This is a genomic window from Leucothrix pacifica (assembly GCF_003172875.1).
GTDB classification, from domain to species: domain Bacteria; phylum Pseudomonadota; class Gammaproteobacteria; order Thiotrichales; family Thiotrichaceae; genus Leucothrix; species Leucothrix pacifica.
Map to the genome: position 1 here is coordinate 1 of NZ_QGKM01000128.1, position 4,014 is coordinate 4,014.

The 4,014-nt window shown below is 42.8% G+C and carries 3 protein-coding genes; all 3 read left to right on the plus strand.

Going from position 1 to position 4,014, the window contains the following annotated elements:
• Positions 1-131: 131 nt before the first annotated feature.
• A complete protein-coding gene (locus DKW60_RS23135; protein WP_109840012.1) occupies positions 132-1,610 on the plus strand; it encodes a class I SAM-dependent DNA methyltransferase in 1,479 nt (492 codons plus the stop codon).
• The gene (locus DKW60_RS23140; RefSeq protein WP_109840013.1) at positions 1,610-2,827 is read left to right on the plus strand and encodes a restriction endonuclease subunit S; all 1,218 of its coding nucleotides are present in this window, start codon (positions 1,610-1,612) and stop codon (positions 2,825-2,827) included. Before DKW60_RS23135 ends, DKW60_RS23140 begins: the two co-directional genes overlap by 1 nt.
• A gap of 17 nt (positions 2,828-2,844) precedes the next feature.
• Positions 2,845-4,014, plus strand: a 1,170-nt coding sequence (locus DKW60_RS23145; RefSeq protein WP_109840014.1) for an RNA-binding domain-containing protein, incomplete at its 3' end; no start/stop codon positions are given.

The following is a 4,014-nucleotide window of genomic DNA, read 5'->3' on the forward strand; positions in this document are numbered from 1 at the left end:
ATACAATTGACTGACAGGAATGCCGGAAGCCCATCCAATGCTGACCGCATGCATAATCTTTGTGAATAATGCGAAGTATTCCAACAAAGATGCAATAATACAGACAGCTTATAAAAAGGACTCTGACCAATATGTTCGAACAAGTATTCAAAAATATCGATGACATTTTTCACAAGGATGCAGGCTGCTCCTCCGAGCTTGACTACACCGAGCAATCATCATGGATGTTATTTTTGAAATACCTCGACGATCTTGAGTTTACCAAGTCGCAAGAAGCCGAGATGATGATGGAAGACTACCACTACATTATCGACGCGCCTTACCGTTGGAGCGCATGGGCAGCGCCGAAAGATGCCGACGGTAACTTTGATCACAACAACGCGTTAACGGGCGACGATTTAACCGATTTTGTTGATGGTGAACTGTTCCCCTACCTGAAAAGCTTTAAGCAACGCGCCGATCACCCCAATACCATTGAATATAAAATTGGTGAGATTTTTAGCGAGATCAAAAACAAAATTCAAAGTGGTTACTCGCTGCGTGATGCACTGGAAAAGGTTGATCAACTTCGTTTTCGTTCGCAGCAGGAAAAGCACGAGCTGAGCCATTTATACGAAGCCAAGATTAAAAACATGGGTAACGCCGGTCGTAATGGTGGTGAGTACTACACGCCGCGTCCCTTGATTCGTGCGATGGTGGACGTGCTTGACCCTAAAATTGGCGAAACCATTTACGACGGTGCGGCAGGGTCGGCGGGCTTTTTATGTGAAGCTTACGACTACTTGCGGCAAGGTGGCCGGGCGGGTGTAGAAGGCAAGGCGCAGCTTAAAACCAGCGACTTAGAAACGCTGAAAAACGACACCTTTTACGCCAAAGAGAAGAAGTCGCTGGCTTACGTTATCGCCATCATGAATATGATCTTGCACGGTATCGAAGCGCCTAACGTATTACACACCAATACCTTGTCGGAAAACCTGCAAGACATTCAGCCCAGTAACCAACACGATGTGATTTTAGCCAATCCCCCGTTTGGGGGTAAAGAGCGTAAAGAGGTGCAGGAAAACTTCCCGATTCAGACCGGCGAAACGGCATTTTTGTTTTTACAGCACTTTATTAAAATGCTGAAACCCGGTGGTCGGGCGGCGGTGGTGATTAAGAATACTTTTTTAAGTAATACCGATAATGCGGCGATTGCTTTGCGCAAGGAGCTGCTGGAAAACTGTAATTTGCATACGGTGTTGGATTGTCCGGGGGGTACGTTTATTGGGGCGGGTGTTAAGACGGTGGTGTTGTTTTTTACCAAGGGCGAACCGACCTTAAATACGTGGTTTTATGAGCTGAATGTGGGTCGGAATATGGGTAAGACTAACCCGTTGAACGATAAGGATTTGGCTGAGTTTGTTGAGCTGCAAAAAAGCTTTAAGGCGTCGGATAAGTCGTGGTTGCTAGCGATTAGTGATATTGATCAAAGTACTTATGATTTGTCGGTTAAAAATCCGAATGTGAAAGAAGCTGTGCCATTGCGTGAGCCTAAGGTTATTATTGATGAGATTATGGCGCTGGATAAAGAGTCTGAGGTGATTTTGGCTAAGATTCGGGGGTTGTTGTAATGGAAGGTTGGGTAACTAAATCTATTAGTGATGTTATTTCCAAAACTAAAACTATAGACCCTAGAAAATCACCTGAAAAGGAATTTATGTATGTTGATGTGTCAGGTGTTTCCAATAAGACTTTGGAGATAACCGAAAACACTAAGCTTTTAGGAAAGGATGCGCCTAGTCGGGCTAGGAGAGTGATTACGAAAGGAGATATACTTTTTGCTACAGTTCGCCCTACGCTGAGAAGAATTGCTATAGTGCCAAGTGAATTAGATGGTGAAGTTTGTAGCACAGGGTACTTTGTTTTCCAGCCGACATCAGAATTGTATAACCGATATTTGTTCTATTTTTTACAATCTGACAGTTTCATGGGTGAAATGGAGAAACTTCAGAAAGGAGCTAGTTACCCTGCGGTTAATGACTCTCAAGTCAAATCAAGATTAATTAGCTATCCCTCACTCCCAGAACAAAAACGCATTGTGGCACTGCTCGACACCGTGTTTGCCGACTTAGAACAAACCCGCGCCAAAACCGAACAAAACCTAAAAAATGCCCGCGAGTTATTCGACAGCTACCTACAACAAGTTTTTAGCCAAAAAGGTGAGGGCTGGAAAACACTTCCCTTAGAAAGCTTTACTAATATCGTCAATGGGCACGCATTTAAAAGTGGTGACTTCTCTCCTGGTAATAGCGTGAAGTCTATAAAAATAACGAATGTTGGTGTTTATGAATTTGTAGAAGAGGTTGATAATTACCTACCCAAAGAGCATCTTGAAAAACATAGCAAATACAAGGCTTACGAAGGTGATATTGTTGTTGCTTTAACACGTACCATCATTTCTACAGGGTTAAAGGTTGCCGTTGTACCTTCAAGCTATGATGGTTCATTAATAAATCAACGTGTCGCAGCTGTACAGGTTGATAAAGATATTATGTCAACTGATATTCTCCAAGCATACCTTTCGACAAGAATGGCTATTGATTACGTAAAAAGTAACGTCAACGAATTAATGCAGCCCAATTTATCGATTAAAGATTTAAAAGCGTTTCCAATTCCAGTTCCACCTGCTGACAAACTTAACTCTGTAGCAAAAGAGCTTTCATTAATATTTGAGCAGAAAGAGAAATTAGTCGAAGTGTATAATAAAAAACTAAACTCAATCGACGAACTAAAAAAATCCATCCTACAAAAAGCCTTCAACGGCGAGCTAACCAATGCTGTTGCGTAAAGAGAAAAGGAAGCCTAATGCCAACCAATTCCAATATAAACCAACCACCTCTTGTCGAAAGCCAACGCGTAGAGTTCAAACGCCAGTTAAGCGATGGCTTAGAAAAAGAAGTTGTAGCTTTTCTAAATGCCCACGACGGCGGTTTGATTTACATTGGTATTGACGACGATGGCCAAGCCATTGATTTAGAAGTACTTAGCGACAGAACAATAGACCAACAGCAACTACAAATCAAAGACCGGATAAAACACAACATAAGCCCTTCAACCATGGGCTTGTTCGATGTAATAGTTGAAACCTACCAAGAAAAAAGCATCATAAAAATTGTTGTCGCCCGTGGCTCAGAGCAACCTTACTATTTAAGCAAAGCAGGCATGTCACCCAAAGGCTGTTTCATCCGCATCGGCTCATCAGCGGAACCCATGCCGCAACGCATGATTGAAGAGCTATTTGCGACGCGCACCCGCAACTCCATTGGTAATATTCGTTCACGCAACCAAGACCTACAATTCGAACAACTAAAAATCTACTACCAAGAACGCAACCTACCGCTGAACCAACAGTTTGCCCGTAACTTAGAGCTACTAACCGCAGAAGGTGACTACAACTACGCAGCTTATTTATTAGCAGATGACAACGGCATGTCGATCAAGGTAGCTAAATACGCTGGACTTGACCGTGTTGATCTCATTGAAAATGAAGAATACGGTTATTGCTGTTTAATAAAAGCCACTAAAGCAGTACTGGAAAAACTCAAAGTAGAGAACAAAACCTTCGCGACTATTACCGATACGACCCGCAACGAGACGAAGTTATTAAACCCAATCGCGCTTCGTGAGGCAGTGATTAACGCTATGATTCATAATGCCTACAGTCGTGATGTGCCGCCTAAATTTGAGTTATTTGCGGATCGTTTGGAAATCACTTCGGCAGGTGGTTTGCCGCAAGGCTTTAGTCAAGATGAGTTCTTTATGGGCTATTCTGTCCCGCAAAATAAAGAGTTAATGCGCGTGTTTAGAGATGTGGATTTAGTCGAGCAACTGGGTTCTGGCATACCGCGTATATTGCAAAGCTATAGCAAAAATGTCTTTCATTTTACCGATAACTTTACTCGCTTGGTTTTGCCCTTTAGTAAGGTACTGGACATGACTGACCAAGCTACTGAACAAGCTACTGACCAAGCTACT

Coding starts and splice junctions, on each gene's coding strand:
- DKW60_RS23135 (WP_109840012.1), top strand. CDS start 132: ATGTTCGAACAAGTATTCAAAAATATCGATGACATTTTTCACAAGGAT.
- DKW60_RS23140 (WP_109840013.1), top strand. CDS start 1,610: ATGGAAGGTTGGGTAACTAAATCTATTAGTGATGTTATTTCCAAAACT.